The following is a 20,010-nucleotide window of genomic DNA, read 5'->3' as shown; positions in this document are numbered from 1 at the left end:
TTGAGGAGGCCGCGCGACCCGAGATAAGCGTGCTTCGGGGTTTCTGAAGAATAAGAGTTCATCTTATCGGTATCTCTTTTATGAAAGGGGGGCTTTTCATGATCAACGAATACAACCATGATCTGTACAAAACAGACTGGCGTTGGTACGAGGATGGTTATGAAGTGACCCGCACCTCGGTCTGGACCGGACCTGGGTGTCACAACGGCTGCGGCGTGCTCACGTACGTCAAAGACGGCAAGCTCGAGAAGATCGAGGGCGACCCCAACTTCGGGTACAACCAGGGACGTCTGTGCCTGCGCTGCCTGAACATGGTCGAGAACATCTACAACAACGACCGCCTCAAGTGGCCTCTCCTCCGCGACGGCGAAAAGGGCGAGAACAAGTGGAAGCGCATCACGTGGGAAGAGGCCTTCGACTGGCTCGAGGACACCTACGCGAAGATCTGCAAGACCATTCACGACGACTACAACGGAATCGGGCCCGAGGGCATCGTCGCCCTGTCCGGTACCGGCCGTAACGCCATGTGGCATGGCGCTATGTGCCTCCGTGCAGTCTTCGGCAGCCCGAACATGTCGTTCGGCTTCCTCTCTGCCGACTCCTGCTACCAGCCCCGCATGACCGCCAACCTCATGAAGGACGGCGACTGCTGGATCCTGGACGCCTCGCAGCTGCACCCGGATCGCTACGACAACCCGGAGTGGAAGCAGCCCGAGGTTGTTATCGTGTGGGGCAACGAGCCTCTCGCGTCCAACCCCGACGGCTTCGTCGGCCACTGGCTGATCGACCTCATGCGCATGGGCACGAAGTTCATCGTCATGGATCCGGCCCTCACGTGGCTCGCCTCGAAGGCCGACATCTGGATCCAGGTTCGCCCCGGCACCGACTGCGCGCTCGCCATGGGCATGCTGCGCGTCATCGTCGACGAGGACCTGTACGATCACGACTTCGTTGACAACTGGTGCTACGGTTTCGACGAGCTCGTCGAGCGCCTGCAGGACTACCCGACCGACAAGGTCGCGGAGATCTGCTGGATCCCCGAGCAGCAGATCTACGATGCTGCCCGCATGTTCGCTGCTGCCAAGCCCGGCGCCATCCAGTGGGGCCTCGCCATCGACATGCAGATCGCTGCCATGGAGGCTTCGTTCGCCATCTCCGACATCACGGCGCTGTGCGGCAACCTCGACGTCCCCGGCGGCAACGTGCTCGTGCGCTACGCCTACAACAGCTCCAAGAAGTACGGCTGCGGCCTCGAGTTCATCTCCCAGGAGATGCTTGACCGCCGTATCGGCACCGACCAGTCCCCGATCCACAAGGCCGGTTACACGCCGTTCATCCCGCCTGACCTCCTGCTCGAGGCCATGGAGACGGGCGTGCCGTATCCGCCTCAGATGATGTGGGTCCATGGCACGAACCCGATCGCCAACATGGGCGGCGACGCCCCGCGCATCTACCGCGCGTGGCAGAACGTGCCCTACACGGTCGTCGTCGACTACTACCTGACCCCGACCGCCGTCGCCTTCGCCGACCTGGTGCTCCCCGTGGCCATGTCCGTCGAGCGCGACTCCTTCCGCTCCTGGTGGCAGCCGCTGCGCACGATGACCGCCGCAGCCGGCCGTTACTACGAGTGCATGATGGACGAAGAGCTGGTGTTCTATCTGGGCAAGCGCTTCAACCCGGACTTCTTCAACCAGTTCGAGACCGTGCGCGACTTCCTGACGTGGATGATCCAGGACGACGGCAACGGCGTTCCCTACACGTTCGAGGACCTCACGCACACGGTGTACGACTACTGGGATTGGAACGAGACGTACCACAAGTACGAGAAGGGCCTGCTCCGCGAGGACGGTCAGCCCGGCTTCGTTACGGCTACCGGTATGTACGAGATCTCCTCTCCGCTGTTCGACGTGTGGGGCTTCGATCCTCTGCCGCACCACATGGAGCCGTTCGAGAGCCCGTACCGTACGCCCGAGCTGTACAAGGAGTACCCGTACATCTACACGTCCGGCCACCGTCACATCGGCCTGTTCCACTCCGAGCATCGCCAGCTGCCGACCATGCGCGAAGTGCACCCCACGGCTATCGCCGACATCTCGCCCGAGATCGCCGAGGAGATCGGCGTCAAGGAAGGCGACTGGGTGTGGTTCGAGAACCGTCGCGGCAAGTGCAAGCAGCAGGCGCACATCGCTCCGGGCCTCATGCCGAACCTCGTCCGTGCCCGCCACGGCTGGTGGTTCCCCGAGCAGGAGGCTGCAGAGCCGAACCTGTACGGCGTGTTCGACTGCAACGGCAACAACCTGACCACGATGGGCGTGTACGGCCCGACGCACTATGGCGCCCCGTACAAGAGCACGCTCTGCAAGTGCTACAAGGTGACGCCTGAAAATGATTGCTCGCCTAGCGAGATTGTGACCAAGGGAGGTGGCTTCGGTGGCTATGACTACACCCGGTTCGAAGGCGACTAACGGTCTGCTGATCGACTACGAATTCTGCACCAACTGCCATACGTGCGAAGTTGCTTGCAAGAAAGTGCATGATCTTCCGATCGGCCAGTACGGCATCAAGACGCTCGAGTACGGCCCCGTGAAGAACATCAACGGCAAGTGGGAGTGGACCTATCTTCCCCTGCCCACGGATCTGTGCGACCTCTGCGCCGACCGTGTGGCCGAGGGCAGGCTTCCGAGCTGCGTGCATCACTGCCAGGCTGGCATCATGTACTACGGCACGCTCGAGGAGCTGTCCGCTAAGTTGGCTGAGAAGCCCAATCAGGTGCTTTTCGCAAAGTAATGTTGGAACGAAGGAGGTAGAGCTATGGCTCGTCAGGAGAAAGGCGGATTCCGTCCGCCTCCGCTGGGGAAAATTCTGTGGAAGTGCACCGAGTGCGGTACCTTTAACGCGGCCGATGCCACGGCGTGCAAGAAGTGCGGCGCCGAGAAGGAGAAGGTTGCCGACAAGTCCATCGAGAGCGCTACGTTCAAGCCTATCGATGACTCCGAGCGCCTGAACCAGGACAAGAAGGCCGTCGAGAAGATTCTCGGCGAGGAGTAGTTAGTTCCAACGGCGAGGGGATCTCTTTCTTGAGATTGGGGTCCCCTCGTTCTTTCCATGGCCGCCAGGCAGGGTCGAAACGTTTTCATGGGGAAATGCTGAAAGAGCAAAAGAAGACGAAGCCTCGATCCGAGTCAACCATCCAAGGCTAGCGCATGAAAGCAGGAACGCCTTCTTTTGCGCGGGATCCGCACTGTCCGACGGCCGCCTATCAGATTCTCCGGCTTAAAACAGCTCATAAGGGCCGGGGAACGTTCCAAGGAGCGGATTATGAGTGCAGCTGCAAAGTCGCCAGGGAAGTTCACCATTTCCCAGGCGATCGACTCCCTCGGAGTCAGCAAGTTTACCATTTCCATTTTCTTCCTCGTTGGCATAGCGATGATGTTCGATGGTTACGACTACATGATCATCTCCTATACCAACACCCAGATCATGCAGGAGTTCTTCGGTCCTGCAGGCAACGACGCCCTCAAGGGCGCCCTGTCGTCCTGGTCGACGATCGGCATCGTGGTGGGCTCGTTCGCAGCCGGCCCGCTGTCCGACAAGTTCGGCCGCCGCAAGATCCTCACCATCGGCACGTTCATGTACGGCCTGCTCACCATCCCGTGCATCTTCGCCCCGAACTACGAGGTCTTCGCGGTCTTCCGCGTGCTCGCCGGCCTGTTCCTGGGCGTGTGCACGCCTATCGTCACCACGCTGTTCACGGAGTTCACCCCCACGAAGCAGCGTTCGTTCTTCATCACGTTCGGCATGGCGTGGATGATCGTCGGTTGGGTTATGGCCGCCCTCGTGGGCACGGTCATGGTCCAGGTTGCCACGTGGCACTGGTGCTACGCCATCGGCGCGCTGCCGGTGATCTACGCGTTCATCTTCGGCAAGTTCACCCCGGAATCGGCCCACTGGTGCGCCGTGCACGGCAAGCTTGACGGCGCGGTGAAGACGCTCGAGCGCATCGAGAAGCGCGCGGGCAAGGAGATCCCCTACGAGCTCAAGCCCGAGAACCTTCTCGTGCCGCCGGTTTCCGCCAAGTCGAGCCCGGCCGAGGTGTGGAAGGGCAAGTACCTGAAGACCACCATCGCGCTGGTTATCATCTACTTCGCCGGCAACTTCAGCATCTACGGCGTGAACGCCTGGCTGCCGGCCCTGATGCTCGAGGCTACGGGCGGCGCCGTTACCGCGTCGTACATGCTGGCCATGGCGCAGAACGCCGCATCCGTTGTGGCAAACTGCACGACCGGCTTCGTCTCCGAGGCCATGGGCCGCAAGCGCAACCTCATCTTCGGCTACGGCCTGTCGGTGGTTGCCTGCCTTATCGTCTCCCAGGTGGTCAAGCTGCCCGCCGAGACGAGCTTCTGGCCGTACCTGATCGCGTTCGTGTTCATGGGCTTCGCCCTGAACTACGCCATCACCGCTGCCCAGCCGATGATGTCCGAGTCCTATCCCACCGAGTTCCGCAACTCCGGTGTTGCGACGATCGTCGCGCTCGGCAAATCCGCCGGCATCCTGTCGCCCATCATCCTGGGCGGCCTGAAGGCTGCGGGTTGGGCGTTCTCTCCGCTGATCGCCCTGCTGGCCGCCCCCATGGCGTTCGGCTTCTTGGCTGGCTTCCTGCTTCCCAAGGGCGCCAAGGGCATGAACATCGACGACATCGCCGATGAGGCTGCCGACGCAAAGGCGTAAGCACTGCTTTACCGCCCCATCCTGAAAAGATGCGAGCGGATTGACGTTCGACCGGCCGACGGGGTTCCTGGAAAGGGGCCTCGTCGGTCGGGTTTGCCAAGGCGGTTCGCGGGTCGCCGCGTCCCCTTAGCGTTGCTGGTCGCGCGCAGGATGCAACCGACCGCGGCGAACCGCCCTGGCAAACCCGACTGACGCACCGGTGCCGGGTAGCTGAATCGATACAAGGGGGTTCGCGATGAGCGCTATCATCTGTCCGTTCTGCGGCAAGGAATCTGCTTCCGAGGACCATTGCACGAAGTGCCGCACGCGCTTCACCAAGGAGATCCGCGCTGCCGCATTCACGGTGGACAACGACCCGCGCAGCGACCGGATAGGCCCCGTGTCCACGAAGACCGCCAAGATATTCTGCTGGATCGTGCTGGGGCTTTTGCTGGCGGCCTTCGTGCTGGCCACCGAGCTCACCGGCAACGGCGTTACCGGTCACTGAGGGCGCGGTGGGGATGGGTCGTCTCGGCGGTCGAGCAGGCGCCCCGCGTTGCGTTTGATCGAAGAGGCGCCCTGGCCAACCTTCCGCGCTTTCAAAACCAGGCGGCGGAGCATCCGGGGGAGTATTGCCTCCGCATCGTCATGCGTTCGCCTGCTCTCTCGAGGCCTTGCGCGAGAGGCGGGAGCTCGGGGGATCCGCGCCGGGGCCGTATCCAAAAGCTCTTCTTAGCCGTATCTCACGGGTTGAAGGGGCTGTATCAAAAGTCCCAGAATGCGATCCCGGCTGGCAGCAAGGGCAGAGCCCTTGCCCTACGCTCGTCCCGGGAGAGACGACGAGGCGAAACTTTTGATACAGCCCCTTTACTTCAACCTGGGGGACGTTCCCCGCTGGCAGCAAGGGCCCTGCCCTTGCTGCCAGCGGGACGGCTCCAAGGCGGGGCTCGAGCTCAAGGCTTTCGAATCGCCGCCATGCGCGCGCTTCGCCGGCTTTATCCCCGCTTTGCCTGCTCGTAGTCCTTGATGTCCTGTTTCGTGATGCCCACGCTCGCTTGGATGCCCCTGATCTCGTTGCCGGAGCGGGTGAAGTCCACGCTCGAGGTGCCGCCCAAGATGGCCAGGCCGATGCCGGCCATCATCATTGCGGCTCCCACGGCCATGTTGCCTACTTCCAGGATGCCGCTCGTCTCCAAGCCCAGCTTCACCGTGACGAGCACGACGATGGCCGCGAGGGCGGCGGCGCACTTGATGAGGTCCTTGCGACGGTTCGCCTTGAGACGTTCGATGTCCTGGTACGCCTTCGCCTTGCGCTGGCTCATGTTTCTGCCCATAACGTGTCCTTTCCCCTGATTAGGATCGCGTGATCCCCGTCGGGGCGGCCTCTGGCGCCAGAGGCCGCCCCGACGGGGAATCGGCAAGCCTGCGGAGGCAGCAAGCCCGCCGATTCCCGCATGGGCGCTCGCTTACGAGGCGGCGGCAGCCGTCTCGGGCGCCTCGACGTCGGCGGAGCTGCCGGAGGCCTTCGCCTTGCGGCCTTCCAGCATCTTCATGTCGCTGTTCCACTTCTTGGAGAACGGCAGCACGTCGGCTGCGGCCACGAGGGACAGCACGCCCATGACCATGAACACGGCCAGGCGGTTGTCGCCGCCCACGGCGCCCTGCACCACGATGTTCAGGATGGAGCCGAACACGATGGCGAAGTTCGCCAGCGACAGGTTGAGCGGGTACTTCTTGGCGCCGTAGCGCTGGCGGGCGAACGCCGAGGCCACCACGGGCACGCCGCCGTAGCAGAAGCCGCAGCAAAACGCGCCGACCACGTAGAGCGCCGAGATGCCGGTGGTGAGCGCGCCGATGATGCAGGCGCAGGCGGCCACGGCGATGAGGCCGTCCACCAGCATGGTGATCTTCACGTTCGTCTTGTCGTAGATGAGGCCGATGACCACGCGCGCCAGGCCGTTGCAGGTGGATACCAGGCCCACGAGCAGCGTGGCGAAGCCGGCGTCGAGGCCCACGAGCTGGGCATCGGAGGCGCAGTTGCCGATGGTGGCCAGGCCGATGGCGATGACGATGATGGCCCAGACCCAGTACACGTAGAACGTGGAGGACTTGAGCGGCGTGTCCTGCTCGCCCGGGTCGTAGCCGGACGCGGTCGCCTTCTCGGGGGCCATGAGGGCCACGATGTTAGCCGGCGGGCGGCGCAGCGTGCAGGCCAGCACGACCACCACGAGCGCGGTGATCACGCCGATGGCGGCGAACACGGTGCCCAGGCCGAACGTCGGCGCCAGGTTCACCGACAGGGTGCCCAGGATGAGCGAGCCCAGGCCGAAGCCCATCATGAGCACGCCCGACGAGAAGCCCACCTTGTCGGGGAACCACACGTTGGTGGTGGCGATGACGGAGTTGTAGCCCACGCCCACGCCCAGGCCGCCCAGCACGCCGTAGCACAGGTACACCACGGTGATGCTGCCGTTGCCGAACAGGCCCGTGCCGGCGAAGCCGCAGAAGAACAGCGCTGCGGCCACGAACAGCGTGTTGCGCACGCCGATCTTGGCCTCGATCTGCGATCCGATGACGGCGCCGACGCAGAACGTGATCATCATGATGTTGAACGTGAGCCCCACGGCGGCCTTCTCGAGGCCGAACGTGGTGCAGATGGGGGCGGCGAACATGGAGAATGCGTAGATCAGCCCCAGGAACAGCAAGGTGAGCGTGGACAAGGCCAGGTAGAGCATGCGCTTGCTCTTGATCTGGCCGACAGTAAGGTCAGGCATGGATCCCCTCTCTTTCAATGGTTACACGCGCGCACGGACAGCGCGGGCATGCCGTGCGACATCATCCATTGTGCCGTGCGCGCGCGGGCTCGCGTATAGTCGTCCGTACTAGATGCCCTCGTTTTCATACTCCTCACGGTAGGGGCGTTCCTCATGCCGGTGGTAGGTTGCATCGCGAGCGAAACGGTCTGCGCGCGTTTGCGCGCAGCTTCCGCGCGGAGGCGTCGGCACCTCCGCCGGGAAACGTCAGGGAGGCGATGAGCGTGGCCGACATACGCACGAACCGCTACGCTATCCTCGTTTGCGGCATCCTGACCATGCTCATGTTCGGCACGATCTACGCCTGGTCCATCTTCATTCCGCCGCTCGAGGCCGAGTTCGGCTGGACGCGCAGCCAGACGTCGCTCGTGTTCTCCGTCGCCATGATCGGGCTGTCGTTCGGCATGCTGTCCATCGGGCCGCTCTCGAAGGTGCTCTCGCTGCGCGCGTGCTTCGTCGCCTCCACGTCGCTGATCGTGCTGGGCTTGTTCTCGTGCCAGTTCATCACCGAGCTCTGGCAGCTCTACGTGTTCTACGGCGTGTGCTGCGGGCTGGGTTCGGGCATGAGCTACACGGTGTGGACCACGAACACGCTCGCGTGGTTCGGCGACAAGGTGGGGTTCGCCTCGGGCGTGCTGGTCATGGGCTTCGGCATGGGCGCGCTCGTGCTGGGCTCGCTGGCCTCGGCGCTCATCTACTCGTCGCTGGGTTGGCGCCTGGCGTTCGTGGTCATTGCTGCCCTGGCGCTGGTGGAGGCGCTCGTGGCCATCAACTTCATCCAGGAGCCGCCGCCGCGCATCGCGGCGCTCAAGCCGAAGCGCGACGCGGTGGGCGTGAGCCTGCCCGGCTCCAAGACGGTGCGCGAGCCGTCGTTCTGGCTTTTCTGCATCTGGCGCAGCGTGGTCATGGGGGCGGGCGGCGCCGTTATCGCCGAGGCGTCCGTCATGATGACGGGCATCGGGTCGTCCATCGCGTTCGCCACGGCGGCCGTGGGGGCGCTCGGGCTGGGCAACGGGTTCGGACGGCCGCTGGGCGGCATCCTGTACGACCGTATCGGGCAGAACCGCACGCTGGTGGTGCTGCCGGCGCTGGCGCTGGCCGTGTCGGTGGGCATGGCGGCGGCCTACTGGTTCGAGGCGCCGTGGCTGTTCGCGCCGTTCCTGCTCGTCGAGGGGCTGCTGTACGGCATGTACGCGGCCATCAACACGTCGTACATGCGCACGACGTTCGGGCAGCGCGACCTGGCCATGAACACCGGCATCAGCGCCGTGGTGCTCGCGCCGTTCAACCTGGTGTTCCCGCTGGTTGCCGCGGCGCTGTTCGAGTGGACCGGCGGCTACGAGGCGTTCTTCGTCATCGTGCCCGCCTTCGCGCTGCTGTCGCTGGCGTGCGGCGCGCTGTGCAAGCCGGCGAACGCGCGGCTGCAGGCGAGGTACGGGGCTGCGGGGGAGACGGCGGGTACGGGGATTGCAGGGGAGCTGCAGGATGCCGCAGGGCAGACGACGGGGAGGAGCGCCGATGGCGTGGGGCAAAGGGCAGATCGTGAAGCAGGCGTTGCGCACCGCGCCTGAGGACTACGCCGCGTTCGAGGCCGTGAACCTGGCTGGGCGAGACGGCGTGCGCGTGCTGGATGTGGGGTGCTTCGATGGCTTCAACACCTACCTCAAGTTCGCGCCCTACGCAGGCGTGGCGCGTGTCGTGGGCGTGGACCCGCTGCCCGAGGCCGTGGCCGAGGCGGCAGCGCGCACGGCCGGCGACGCGCGGTTCTCGTTCGCATGCTCGACATTCGAGGACTACGAGCCCGAGGCGGGCGAGCGCTTCGACCTGGTGTACTTTTCCCACGTGCTGCAGCACCTGCCCGACCCGCAGGCCGCGCTCGCCAAAGCGTGCCGGCTGCTCGTGCCCGGCGGCTTCGTAGTGGTGAAGACCACGGACGACGCCGCGAAGCTGTCCTACCCCGACCCGGAGCAGGTTATGCGCCGGCTGTTCGACCTTTACGAGCGGCACGTGCTGCCGAACACCCTGCACACCGCCTGCACGGACCGTTGCAACGGGGAGAAGTGCTACACGCTTATGAGGCGCGCGGGCCTGGGCAACGTGGCGGTGCGCCAGTTCGCGGCCGACACGTGCGGCAAGACGCTCGAGGAGCGCCATGCCCTGTTCGAGCGCTGCGTGTACTTCCGCCGCAACGTTCCCGCGTGCGTCGACGAGGGAACCGCCGCCGAGATCCACGCCCTCGTGGAGGCGTGGGGCACGCTGTTCGACCAGGACGACTACTACTTCGTCACCCAGTCGTTCGTGGCCATAGGGCAGAAGCCGCAGGAAGGCGCCTCGCCATGGAAGTACGCCGGCCCCGTTTTCGAGTCGGCGCCCGAGGCGTTCCGCAAGCCGCAAGAGGTCCAAACGGAAGCGCGTCCGCGCGGCGGCGCACCGCTTGCTCCCGCGGATGCTCCCGCCGTTGCCATCCGTCCGCTCGCCGAACGGGACCTCGGCGCCGTCATGGCCATCGAGGTAGCCTCGTTCCGCGATCCGTGGACGCCGCTCGCGTTCGCGCTCGACCTGCGCCACAACCCGTGCGCGCACTACACGGCGGCTTTCACCGAGGACGGGCTGGCGGGATACCTGGGATGGTGGGGCGCCCCCGACGGCGCCGCCATCGTGCGCGTGGCCGTGGATCCCGCGCGGCGCAAGGCGGGCGTCGGGCGTGCCCTCGTGGAGCAGGCGGTGCGGGACGCCCGTGCCGGCGGCCACGGCGTCCTCACGCTGGAAGTGCGCGCGGGCAATGCCCAAGCGCGCGGTTTCTACACGCGCTTGGGCTTCCAGGAGGCGGCGGTGCGGTCGGCCTACTACGAGGATCCTCCCGACGATGCCGTGATCATGGCGCTCCCGCTGGGGTGAGCGCCGAGCGCGCGTTTATTGGCCGGCCTCTTCGGTGATGGTGTCCGACATGCCCACGGCCCATAGCATGTACGCGTTCATGATGCGCGGCGACTTGTCGGCCAGGGTCTCCGAGTCGGCGCCGCTGGCCGCCTCGCTTGCGCTTCGCAGGTGCTGCGGTCGGTAGGGCGGCCGCGGGGCGTAGTGCGCGCGCTTCGCCACGAGCAAGGCGGGGAACGTCACGCCGGCGTTGTTGTACATGGTGGCGGCGTTGTTGTACAGGCGCTCGCACGTGGGCAGGAGGCGATCGGCCCCCTGCAGCTGCTCGATCGCCTCGTGGGCGCAGTCGAGCGCGACGACGCGCCGCATGTCAGCTGCGGCGGAGAAGGAGCGCCATGCCCGGGCGAGCGCGCTGTCGGCCTCGGTAGCGGCCTCGGGCCCGTCCGCCTCCCGGCAGGCGGCCAGGGCTTGGCGGATGCCGGCGGTGGGCGCGTCGGCAAGCTCGCCGGCTGCGTCCAGGGCATCGAGCAGGCGCAGGGAGGCATCCAGGCGCACGGCTCGCTGCTCCTGCACCCGGCGCCAGGCGTCGCCGGCCTCCTGGTCGAGCCTTTGCAGGTTGCGGTAGAGCAGGAACATGATGGTGGCGAACCCGGTGGCGAGTACGACGAACGGCACGAGAATCGGCATGATGGACATGATGGCCCCCTTCGGAGTCGGCTAACGCCGCCATTATACGAAGGGGGCCGGGGGAAACCCTACCACTTCTGGTATGGTTCTGGAGTATGAAGTGGCACCATGGCGCCCGAGCCGGGACGCTGGCCGGCTCGGTGGTCGCCTAGAGTCCGGCGCGCGTGCGCACCTCGTCGATGCTGCGGCCGCACTTCGACAGGTCGCGGCCTGCCGAGCCTGCGAAGATGGCCAGGACGAACGCCGAGATCCACATCGCGCCGTTCACCACCATGTTTCCCGCCTCGATGACGCCGGCGTTCTCGAGCATCGGCTTCCCCAGCAAGATGAGCATCATGACGGCAAGGGCTGCCAGTATCTTTATGAGGTCGAGGCGCCGCCGTGCCTTGAGTCGCTCGATCTCGGCACGCGCCTTCTCGATGCGTCCGTTGCCCTTCTTGCCCATGCGGGCCTCCTTCTCCCTCGAACCGGCCGCACCGTGCGGCCGGGGCCGATGCCTTTTGCGCGCCTTAGCCTATCGAGCGGTCCACGGCCTCCTCGGCCACGGCCATGGGCACCGCCCCGGCCGATGCGACGACGGGCGTGCCGGCTGTGCCCGGCAAGATGTCGTCGAGCTCGTCCATGAGATGCTGCGCCTTCATGCGGTGCACCTCATGGATGGGCGTGCGGCCGAACTTCGCGTTGTAGATGAGGAACGTTGCCAAGCCGGTGAAGAACAGGCCCGCAACCGCCAGGAAGAACGATCCCAGATGCAGGAGCCCCTCGCCGAATTCGCCCATCGCAAACGACACGCCCACATTGTACATGTTGTAGCCGCCCACGGGGATCATGACGCTGAAGCCCTGCCCGGCGAAGTTGGCGAGCGCGCCCGACACGCCGAGCGGCGCGAGGATGGCTCCGCAGAACCATGCCGTGAGCAGGATCCACACGGGCTTGCACTTCGGCGTGATGCCCTTCACCACCAGGTACACCACCTGGAACAGCGCGCACAGCCCGCCGCCCACCAGGAAAGCCAGCGGGAACACCATCGCGGTCGTGTTCTTCTCCACGGCTACCATCGGCTCCACGCCCATCGTGCCGCAGACGAAGCCGAGCAGGATGCTCAACGCGGCCGCCACGGCATTGAACCAGATAACCAACCACAAACCCTGCCACACCGCCTTGCCTGCGGTGGCGTTCTGCTTCGTCCAGGGCCCTACCATCTTCATGCCCACGGCCATGGCGAAGCCGGAGAACGGCAGCAGCGCGCCGAACGTGCCCCATTCCTCGACCAGCTGGTAGTTGGCGAAGCCTCCCAGTATGCAGCCGATGATGCCCATGCTGATGAGCGTCGATCCGCCGATGAAGAACTGCATGGGCGTGCCGGTGAGCACGTTGGTCCACACGGTGACGAGCGCCTGGGCGACGAGTGCGAGCACACCGCCGATCAGAAAACTGTAAATCACGGTCTTGTAGGCTTTCATCGAAGCAATCCCCCCTGTAGGTTCCGATAACGTGACGTGCGCGAAAGCGCGAGACGCCGCCATTGTACCGGCGCGTGGAGGGAAGGCATCGACCCATGCGTACTAGCCCCCTGTTGATTTTCGTCCACACGAGGGGATGAATCGTGCTGCACGATTGGGGAAAACCCCAGATGGGAATGCTGATGAGGAGGGGGTGGCGAAGACGGTGGAAAGCAGGAGAGCCGGAAACGCGGCACGTTTCCGGCTCCTGTGTTTCAGACCTCTTCCAGTATAAGATGATATCTACTATTAGGCAATACCCGCAGAGATGATTTTTTCACTGACCGAAAATTCCCGTCGTTCCGCGGATTTGCCCCTGCTCTCTCCGTTCCCGCGCTCCAGCGAGAAGATGACGAGGGGAAGGGGCTGGCAGGTGCTTCGGAAAGAAGCAAATGCCAAGGCAAAGCATTTGCCCGTTGAGCAAAGACGGCTGGCCGATGCCGCCGGCAGACGGGCGAGCGCGTACGTTTCCGTGCGGTGCGCGGGGGGCGAGCGCCGCCCGCGCACCGTGCGACGGAAGCTGCGCGACGGGAAGGATGCGCGCCAAGGCGGGGGAGCTGGGGGCGCGGCGCTACTCGCCGCGCCCGAACAAGGTGCGGGGGATGGCGGTGCGGATGGCGGCGCGCGCCTCGGCGGCCTTCTCGGACGCCCAGAGCAGGCCGGGCCTCACGGCAGCCGTGTATACGACCTTCACGAAGGGGCCTACGGCCAGCAGGTTCACGGAGAACGCCAGCAGGTAGGACAGGGGCAGGTTCTCGGCATAGGCGAGCCAGGTGAAGCCGGCCGGGCCGTTCGAGATGAGCACGCCGAAGAACGTCATGAACGTCACCATGACCGAAACGTTCACCAGCGTCATGGCGACCGTGCGCTTGAAGCCCGCGAGGCCGGCCGGTACGACGGCGCGAGCCAGGCGTCCGACGAGGGGGTTCGCCACGACCGTGCGCACGAAGAGCGCGGCTACGAACGTGAGCGGGTACTCGTAGAGCACCTCCGAGAACGCGGCCGGCGACCGGTCGGACGCATGGATCAGCCAGTTGAGCGTCACCATGCACGTGACCATGCAGAACACCATGAGCACCTGGAACGCAAGCTTGTCCTTTCCGCCGGCGGGTACGGGGAGGGCGCCGCGGAGGGCGCGGGTGTAGGCGTTGTCGGGCAAAGGGCGTACGGCATGCAGAGACATAGGGTCCTTTCGGTCGTGGTGCGTATTCTCTTGTCGTTTCTTTCATGCGTCGTGCAGGGCCGCGGCGGGCGGCGCAGGCATCTGGCGCGAGCGCGGCGGAGAGCATCCCGCCGGCGCAAGACGACCGGCAGCGAGCGCCGGGCGGCGAGGCTGCATCGAAGGTGTCGTCGATGATGAAAAAACGGGCAGCGCATGAAGCGCATACGAATCCGAACTCATCGGATGCATCCAGTATACGGCAACGTCCCCTCGCTGCACCGGTACGTAAGTTCATCGCCATTAACTCTTCACCGCATCAGGCGCTCTGCACCGTCCACCGTGCACGACCGGCCGCTCGCGGCGCAGGACGGCGAGGGCGGCTCCTTTCTCGCAGGGCGGGTTGGTCCCGGCCGGGCTGGTATCGAGGAAACCATCGACGCTCGGCCGGCAAGGCCGCTTGAAAGGAGCCTCCCTTGCGGTTCGTCCGCGTTTTCGTCCAGCAAGCTAGCCAAGCTGTGATAATAGTGATAATCTAGTATAAGACATAATCTATCATTACCGAGCCAGTCAGCGTGCTCGAGCGACGCACGCGGGAAGGGAAGAAGGCCATGGATACCTACTACCACCCGGAAGACCTCGACAAGTTCTCGACGATGGGCGAGGAGGCCCCCGAGCTCTGGGACCTCTACATGGCCTACTACGGCAAGGTGTTCGCCGAGGGCGCGCTCACGGCGCGCGAGAAGGCGCTCATCGCGCTGGCGGTTGCCGGCGCCGTGCAGTGCCCGTACTGCATCGACTCCTACACGCAGTCGTGCCTGGAGAAGGGCGTGACCGAGGAGCAGATGACCGAGGCCTTCCACGTGGCCAACGCCATCCGCGGCGGCGCCGCGCTCGTGCACGGCGTGCAGATGAAGAACGTGGTCAAGCAGCTGGAAATGTAGCCATGCCGGGAACCAGCGAACAGGCCCAGGCCGTCATGGACTCGTTCCCGCCGTTCTACGAGCGGACGGACGAGGCCACGCGCCGCACGCACGAACGGCTCGACGTGCTGCAGGTGAACGTGGGCCGTCTGTGCAACCTGGCGTGCCGGCACTGCCATATGGACGCCGGCCCCGCGCGCACCGAGGTCATGGCGCGCGAGACGCTGCAGCAGTGCTTGGACGTGGCCGCGGGCCGCGGCTTCAAGACGCTCGACGTGACCGGTGGCGCCCCCGAGATGAATCCCGACTTCGAATGGCTCATCCGCGAGGGGGCGGCCCGCGGCCTGGACATCATCGTGCGCTCGAACCTCGTGGTGATGCTCGACGAGCCCTACCGGCACCTGCCCGAAATGTTCGCCGAGCTGGGCGTCACCGTGTTCGCCTCGCTGCCCCACTACACGGCGAAGCCGGTGGAGAAGCAGCGCGGCGCGAATACGTTCGACGGCGTCATAGCCATGCTGCAGAAGCTGAACGCGCTCGGCTACGGCGCGTCCGAGGGTGCGGGCGGGGAAGGGCTGGTGCTGAACCTCGTGTTCAACCCGAGCGGCGCGTTCCTGCCCCCCGACCAGGAGGCGCTGGAGCGCGAGTACCGCGCGAAGCTGGCGGAGGACTACGGCATCGTGTTCGACCACGTGTTCGCCATCGCGAACAACCCGCTCGGGCGTTTCGGGAACCTGCTGCACAAGACGGGGAACCTGGAGCGCTACATGGGCAAGCTCGTGGGCGCGTTCAACCCCGATACCGTGCCGGCCATGATGTGCCGCAGCCAGCTCTCCGTGGGCTGGGACGGCGCGCTGTACGACTGCGACTTCAACCAGGCGGCCGGCCTGCCCTGCAGAAACGGCCTGACCATCGCCGACTTGGCGGCCGACCCGACGCTGCCGCTGCAGCGCAACATCGCGTTCGGCAACCACTGCTACGCCTGCTGCGCCGGCGCCGGCAGCAGTTGAGGCGGCTCCACGGCGTAGTTTGCGCCGTAAGGGTTCCGTCGTTGTGCGAACGACGGAACGAGCCGACGCTGCGGCCGGCCGTGGCGCCCGGACTTCGCGCGATGCCGGAGACTCGCGTACCGAAGTACGCCTCGCCTCCGCCATCCCCCGAATTCCGACGCCACGGCCGGCCTCGCTGACCCACTGCGCCAACCAGCGCGCTTTTCCTAGATCCCGATCGTCAGGCCGTCTGCGGCGGGCTTCACGCGGCCGCCGTACTGTTGCAGGTACTCCTCCAGCTCGACGAGCGTGACGGGCTCGTCGTAGTGCATGGCCAGGTGCGTGAGGTAGAGCGTCCCCGCGTCCAATTCCAGGCCCTCCTCGATGCACTCCTGCACGCTGTGGTGCGCGTCGGGCGACCAGTTCCGCTTCCAGAACGTGGCGTCCATGGCCATGACGTCCACGCCGCGCACGCGCTCGGCCGTCTCGGGCGGGAGCTTCCCGGTGTCCGACGCGTAGAACAGGCGCGTCTCGGGCGTCTCTATGAGGTAGCCGTACGTGCCCGGTGCATGCGTCACGGGCAGCGCCGTGTAGCGCACGCCGTCGAGCTCCAGCTCGTCGAAGGGGGCGAGCTCGCGCATGTCCAGGCAGTACGTCATGTAGTGGAACTCGATGCCCGCCCCCTCGAGGGCCGCGGCGCTGCCATAGGTGGGCAGTGCGGCCTTGCGCACGAGCTGCACCAGGTACTCCAGCTCGCCGAGGCCCCCCAGGTGGTCGAAGTGCGCGTGCGTGTACAAGAGCTCGTCCACGTGGCGCACGTCCTCGCGCAGCAGCTGGTGGCGCAGGTCGGGGGGCGTGTCGATGAGCACGTTCCTGCCGGGCGAGCCGTCGGCGTTCGTGCCGCGCACCAGGGCGCCGCAGTCGCCGCGCCGCGCGCGCGGGTCGCGGCGCGCCTCGTTGCAGGCGGGGCAGTCGCAGAAGAAGGCCGGCACGCCGCATCCGGCGGCCGTCCCCATGAACGTGAACGTGTGCTTTCCGTGCTCCATCGCGGTCTCCTCGGTGGTCGATGCCGTGTCTTTTCTCCCATGATAGCGCTTTTCGCAGGAGCGGGTTGCGAAACTCCCGACCGAAGAAGTCATCGTCTTTCGGCCCGATCGTGCTACTATAGTCACCATTCGATCCGAGGCGGGGCGTCCGAGAGGGGCCCGCATCCTCGGTAGGCGGTTTCCGACGGGGGGAAGAGGCTGTCATGCGGCAAGGCTTACCGGCAGATCATCGACATGTCCGGGGCGCTCGCGTACCGGATGGGGCGGAGGCGGCTTCGTGAACGTCGACCAGAGGCCCGATCTCGGCCTGCAGCAGCACCTGCACCTCACCACCGAGCTCAAGCAGGGCATCGCCATCCTGCGCATGTCGGCGCAGGAGCTCTCCGAGTACGCGCGGAAGTGCGTGGAGGAGAACCCGTTCTTCGACGATGACGACTGGGTCGAGCCGCGCCACCCCCTCGCGCCCGAGCGGTACTCCCAGGACGTGAGCGCCGATGCGCTCTTCGAGAAGCGCGGCCACGGCAGCCCGGAGACGTTCGATGCCGAGCGCAGCGACCTGTCCCAGCGCTCGTTCTCGTTCGACCGCTTCCTGGCCGAGGGCGACACGCTCGACGAGCACCTGCTGGAGCAGCTGCGCCTGCAGGCCGACGGCCCGCGCGCGAAGGCCATCGGGGAGTATCTCATCGGCAACATCGACGGCAACGGCTACCTGCGCATCGCCGTGGACCAGGCGGCGGCCTCCCTCGGCGTTCCCGAGCAGGAGGTGTCCCAGGTCCTCGCGCTCGTCCAGCAGTTCGAGCCCACGGGCGTGGGCGCGCGCAACTTGGCCGAGTGCCTGCTGCTGCAGCTGCGGAAGAGCGGCAAGCTCACCCCGCTGCTCGAGCGGCTCATCAAGAGCCACCTCGTTGAGTTCGAGACGCGCACCCCCGCCGCCATCGCACGCGACATGGGCATCTCGCTCGCGCAGCTGGGCAAGGCGCTCGACGTCATCCGCTCGTGCAACCCGCGTCCTGCGAGCCAGTTCGGCCGCCCGTCGCGCCCTATCTGGCCCGAGGTGGTGGTCACGTCGTGCGACGATGGGACGTACGAGGTCAGCCTCCAGGATTTCTATCTGCCGCACCTGAAGATCAACCCCACGTACCGGGCCATGGCGTCGCACGTGAAGGAGCACGAGACCGAGACGTACCTGAGCGAAAAGCTCAAGGAGGCAGAGAGCCTCATCGACGGCATCAATTTCCGCCATGCCACGCTCTACAAGGTGGCATGCTGCATGGTGCAGATGCAGGTGGAGTTCTTCGAGAAGGGCTACGACTGCCTGCGCCCCCTCACCATGGCCCAGGTGGCCGAGGCCACGGGCGTGTCCGAGTCGACGGTGAGCCGCATTTCGAACGGCAACTACATGCAGACGCCGCGCGGAGTGTTCGAGCTGCGGTTCTTCTTCCATTCTTCGGCCTACCAGGGTGCCGACCGCGTGGTGTCGTCCGTCAGCGTGAAACACCGCATAGGCGAGCTCGTGGATCGCGAGGACCCGTCGAACCCGTTAAGCGACCAGGCCATCTCCGAGGCGCTTGAGCGCGAGGGCGTGTCCGTGTCCCGTCGCACGGTGAACAAGTACCGCGAGGAGCTGGGCATCCCGGCCCGAGCCGCACGCCGCCGCAGCTAACGCGGCGAAAGGGGCAGCGCCGCGAGCCAAGCCCCTGCCCGGCTCCCGTCCGGCGCGATGGCCGTCTTATTTCTAAACAAATTCTCATGCGTTCTCATATTGTGACGTCTGCGCCCCCTGCGCTTTCGAGGGCCCTGCGCGCCTGCAACTCCGTGACCTGCCCGTTTTTCCCGCGAGAAAGTGGCACGGTTCTTGCATCGATGATTACGAGGCGTCTTTGGTTTGGGCTGAAAAGGGATCGGCCAAGTGAACGGGTGTGCAGCTTATCGGGGGGAAAGGTCGACGAGCTGTCATCCCTGCATCCGTTCGAATCCAAACGCGTTTCCGAGACCGGTTTCGTAAGTAAACGGGGACTGTCGGAATAAGGAGGAGTTGGATTGACTAAAAAGCAAAAGACTGCGGCGGCATGGACCGTCGTCATCATCGCCTTTTTCGGAGGCTTTGCTCTTGCCAACGTCCAAAACAAGGTACCGCCCTGCATTGACGTCGTGATGATGTACTTCAACATCGGCGAGACGGATGCCGGCTGGCTGACGTCGGTGTTCACCATCATGGGCATGATCACGGCCATCCCGGCTGCGGCGCTCATGCGCAAGATGGGCCCGAAGAAGATCGGCGTGATCTCGCTCGCCTGCGCCGCCGTGGGCGGCGTCATCGGCGCGTTCGCAACCGATCTGTGGGTGCTCATGGCCACCCGCGTGCTCGAGGGCGTGGGCGTGGGCATGATCGCGGTTGTCGGACCTGCGGTCATATCCATGTGGTTCCCCGCCGAGAAGCGCGGTCTTCCCATGGGTCTCTGGGGCTCGTGGATGATGTGCTCCCAGACGCTTCTGTTCTTCATCGCCGGCGGCCTGACCGTGTCGTTCGGATGGCAGGGCGTATGGTGGTTCTGCGTGGCGTTCTGCGTGGTCGTGCTCGTCCTGTACATGTGGAAGGTCGACGCGCCCCCCGAGGGCACGCCGAACTACGCCGAGGGCGAGGACGAGGAGGAGTTCAAGTTCGGCGACGGCTTCAAGTCTTCGGGCACGTGGATCCTCACCATCGCCGGCACCATCTTCACGTTCTGCTGCTTCGGCTTCGCCACGTACATCTCGCTCTACTGGGCGCAGACGTTCTTCGGCGGCGACATGAACCAGTCCAACTGGTGGGTTTCCATCATGTACGCCATCGAGATCCCGGTGGTCATCTTCATCGGCTGGCTGCTGAACCACATCAAGCTCAAGAACCGCCGCTACGTTGGTGTTCTGGGCTTCTTGCTGTACACGTTCATCCTGTTCTTCTGCTTCCGGATGGAGGAGCCCGGCCTGCTGCTGCCCTTCATCCTCATCTATCCGTTCCTCGAGGGCGCCATTCCGACCGTGTACTGGACGCTGTGTCCCTCGACCGCCAAGAGCCCGGAGTATTCGGGCACGGCTATCGGCATCCTCAACGTGGGCCTGAACATCGGCACGCTGCTCGGCCCTCCGGTGACCGGCTTCTTCATCGAGAATTACGGATGGGGAGTTGCCACGATCCCGCTGGCAGTCGCCTCGGTGCTGGGTGCGATTGCGTTCTTCTTCGTGAAGACGCATGACCACGACTCCGACAAGGCCACGGCTCGCGCTGCGGAAATCGATAGCGACCTGACCCAAGCGGCTGTGTAGG

18 protein-coding genes are annotated in these 20,010 nt (G+C 65.2%); 11 read left to right on the top strand and 7 right to left on the bottom strand.

Annotated features, from left to right (window positions below; genetic code table 11):
- Positions 1-98: 98 nt before the first annotated feature.
- The 5 genes from LB310_RS00240 (at position 99) to LB310_RS00220 (ending at position 5,215) form a co-directional block, all read left to right on the top strand.
- On the top strand, positions 99-2,465 hold the full coding sequence (locus LB310_RS00240; RefSeq protein WP_087191889.1) for a molybdopterin-dependent oxidoreductase: 2,367 nt from the start codon (positions 99-101) through the stop codon (positions 2,463-2,465).
- A 64-nt stretch (positions 2,466-2,529) separates the two neighbouring features.
- Positions 2,530-2,787 (top strand): 4Fe-4S dicluster domain-containing protein, encoded by a 258-nt coding sequence (locus LB310_RS00235; RefSeq protein ID WP_334099493.1) that lies wholly within the window; start codon positions 2,530-2,532, stop codon positions 2,785-2,787.
- Positions 2,788-2,811: 24 nt separating this feature from the next.
- Positions 2,812-3,048: a RanBP2-type Zn finger domain-containing protein gene (locus LB310_RS00230; protein WP_015539702.1), complete on the top strand. Its 237-nt coding sequence runs from the start codon at positions 2,812-2,814 to the stop codon at positions 3,046-3,048.
- Between the two features lie 270 nt (positions 3,049-3,318).
- Positions 3,319-4,728, top strand: a complete 1,410-nt coding sequence (locus tag LB310_RS00225) for an MFS transporter (protein ID WP_123674480.1) — start codon at positions 3,319-3,321, stop codon at positions 4,726-4,728.
- Between the two features lie 235 nt (positions 4,729-4,963).
- On the top strand, positions 4,964-5,215 hold the full coding sequence (locus LB310_RS00220; RefSeq protein WP_015539700.1) for a hypothetical protein: 252 nt from the start codon (positions 4,964-4,966) through the stop codon (positions 5,213-5,215).
- Between the two features lie 487 nt (positions 5,216-5,702).
- Here the strand turns inward: LB310_RS00220 and LB310_RS00215 are convergent, their stop codons facing one another.
- Together LB310_RS00215 and LB310_RS00210 are read right to left on the bottom strand one after the other, a co-directional pair.
- Positions 5,703-6,041, bottom strand: coding sequence for a hypothetical protein (locus tag LB310_RS00215; RefSeq protein ID WP_087191891.1), 339 nt, complete (start codon positions 6,039-6,041; stop codon positions 5,703-5,705).
- Positions 6,042-6,173: 132 nt separating this feature from the next.
- On the bottom strand, positions 6,174-7,481 hold the full coding sequence (locus LB310_RS00210; protein ID WP_301153936.1) for an MFS transporter: 1,308 nt from the start codon (positions 7,479-7,481) through the stop codon (positions 6,174-6,176).
- A gap of 263 nt (positions 7,482-7,744) precedes the next feature.
- Here LB310_RS00210 and LB310_RS00205 point away from each other — a divergent pair, with 263 nt between their 5' ends.
- Together LB310_RS00205 and rimI are read left to right on the top strand one after the other, a co-directional pair.
- Positions 7,745-9,091 (top strand): nitrate/nitrite transporter, encoded by a 1,347-nt coding sequence (locus LB310_RS00205; protein WP_161959778.1) that lies wholly within the window; start codon positions 7,745-7,747, stop codon positions 9,089-9,091.
- On the top strand, positions 9,039-10,418 hold the full coding sequence (rimI, locus tag LB310_RS00200; RefSeq protein ID WP_301153935.1) for a ribosomal protein S18-alanine N-acetyltransferase: 1,380 nt from the start codon (positions 9,039-9,041) through the stop codon (positions 10,416-10,418). Before LB310_RS00205 ends, rimI begins: the two co-directional genes overlap by 53 nt.
- A gap of 15 nt (positions 10,419-10,433) precedes the next feature.
- Here the strand turns inward: rimI and LB310_RS00195 are convergent, their stop codons facing one another.
- The 4 genes from LB310_RS00195 to LB310_RS00180 all read right to left on the bottom strand — a co-directional run bounded on the left by LB310_RS00195 (position 10,434) and on the right by LB310_RS00180 (position 13,769).
- The gene (locus tag LB310_RS00195) at positions 10,434-11,093 is read right to left on the bottom strand and encodes a LemA family protein (RefSeq protein ID WP_301153933.1); all 660 of its coding nucleotides are present in this window, start codon (positions 11,091-11,093) and stop codon (positions 10,434-10,436) included.
- Positions 11,094-11,232: 139 nt separating this feature from the next.
- Entirely contained in the window at positions 11,233-11,529 is a 297-nt protein-coding gene (locus tag LB310_RS00190) for a hypothetical protein (protein ID WP_087191896.1), read from the bottom strand.
- Between the two features lie 64 nt (positions 11,530-11,593).
- Complete coding sequence (locus tag LB310_RS00185) at positions 11,594-12,547, bottom strand: SpoVA/SpoVAEb family sporulation membrane protein (RefSeq protein WP_162611552.1); 954 nt, start codon at positions 12,545-12,547, stop codon at positions 11,594-11,596.
- Positions 12,548-13,157: 610 nt separating this feature from the next.
- A complete protein-coding gene (locus LB310_RS00180) occupies positions 13,158-13,769 on the bottom strand; it encodes a hypothetical protein (protein WP_123674485.1) in 612 nt (203 codons plus the stop codon).
- 587 nt (positions 13,770-14,356) lie between these two features.
- Between LB310_RS00180 and LB310_RS00175 the strand changes: the two genes are divergently transcribed.
- Positions 14,357-14,689 (top strand): arsenosugar biosynthesis-associated peroxidase-like protein, encoded by a 333-nt coding sequence (locus LB310_RS00175; RefSeq protein WP_087191899.1) that lies wholly within the window; start codon positions 14,357-14,359, stop codon positions 14,687-14,689.
- Between the two features lie 2 nt (positions 14,690-14,691).
- Positions 14,692-15,678, top strand: coding sequence for an arsenosugar biosynthesis radical SAM (seleno)protein ArsS (gene arsS / locus LB310_RS00170; RefSeq protein ID WP_123674486.1), 987 nt, complete (start codon positions 14,692-14,694; stop codon positions 15,676-15,678).
- A gap of 206 nt (positions 15,679-15,884) precedes the next feature.
- On the opposite strand, the gene LB310_RS00165 is transcribed toward arsS, so the two are convergent.
- Complete coding sequence (locus tag LB310_RS00165; protein WP_161959781.1) at positions 15,885-16,703, bottom strand: MBL fold metallo-hydrolase; 819 nt, start codon at positions 16,701-16,703, stop codon at positions 15,885-15,887.
- 277 nt (positions 16,704-16,980) lie between these two features.
- Here LB310_RS00165 and rpoN point away from each other — a divergent pair, with 277 nt between their 5' ends.
- Positions 16,981-18,366 (top strand): RNA polymerase factor sigma-54, encoded by a 1,386-nt coding sequence (rpoN, locus tag LB310_RS00160; RefSeq protein ID WP_301153930.1) that lies wholly within the window; start codon positions 16,981-16,983, stop codon positions 18,364-18,366.
- Positions 18,367-18,743: 377 nt separating this feature from the next.
- Entirely contained in the window at positions 18,744-20,009 is a 1,266-nt protein-coding gene (locus LB310_RS00155) for a CynX/NimT family MFS transporter (RefSeq protein ID WP_096227987.1), read from the top strand.
- Position 20,010 lies beyond the last annotated feature (1 nt).

It is taken from the genome of Gordonibacter sp. RACS_AR49, from assembly GCF_030418435.1.
GTDB classification, from domain to species: Bacteria; Actinomycetota; Coriobacteriia; order Coriobacteriales; family Eggerthellaceae; genus Gordonibacter; species Gordonibacter urolithinfaciens.
This window is presented reverse-complemented; position numbering and strand designations above follow the sequence as displayed.